Source organism: Helicobacter monodelphidis (assembly GCF_003288845.1).
Taxonomy (GTDB): Bacteria; Campylobacterota; Campylobacteria; order Campylobacterales; family Helicobacteraceae; genus NHYN01.
Map to the genome: position 1 here is coordinate 1 of NZ_NHYN01000084.1, position 601 is coordinate 601.

Below are 601 nucleotides of genomic sequence, written 5' to 3' on the forward strand. Positions count from 1 at the left end.
AGAGTTTAAAAGTCTTTGTAGATAGAATTCGCTCATTTCCGCACTTTGTTTTATTTCGTTTTCAAAGCTTTGTCTTACTTCAGTAAAAAGCTGTTCTTTTAACTTCGCATATTTTGCTGTGAAATCTACATTATTTATTAAATTTGTGGTATAATTGGGTTGTTGGTTTTGCGGAAGAACGTTTGATGCTTTATGTTCAAAAACCGATTCGCTTGTAAAATTAGCCTCGTGGCCTGTCGGCTGGTTATCCAACGACTTAAGCTTATTTTTATTACTACTATCCCTAAATCCACTTATAACAAATGTTCTATCGTTTCGATTAGCCACGATAATAGTGTGTTTTGGTGTAATTAATTCAATTGTATTGTTGTGTCCGCTCTTCACCTTAGAATCTTGGATAATAGAATCTAAATCATTCACAAACTTTAATGCTTTCTCTTCTCCCCATTGGCTACTTCTACGCTCTAAAATATGCCTTAATCCCATTTTCTCATTTCCCCACACTAAATCAATATCCCCTAAGCCTTCTTTATAGAATGCTCCTGCAACTTGTGCATTAAACTCACCTTCACCTTTAAAATCTCTTGATTCTCTTAAAAGC

At 34.4% G+C, this 601-nt stretch carries 1 protein-coding gene; it reads right to left on the bottom strand.

Going from position 1 to position 601, the window contains the following annotated elements; translation table 11 throughout:
- Positions 1 to 601 (bottom strand): putative barnase/colicin E5 family endoribonuclease (locus CCZ01_RS09995; RefSeq protein ID WP_458692871.1); only part of this gene is annotated, 601 nt, incomplete at both ends.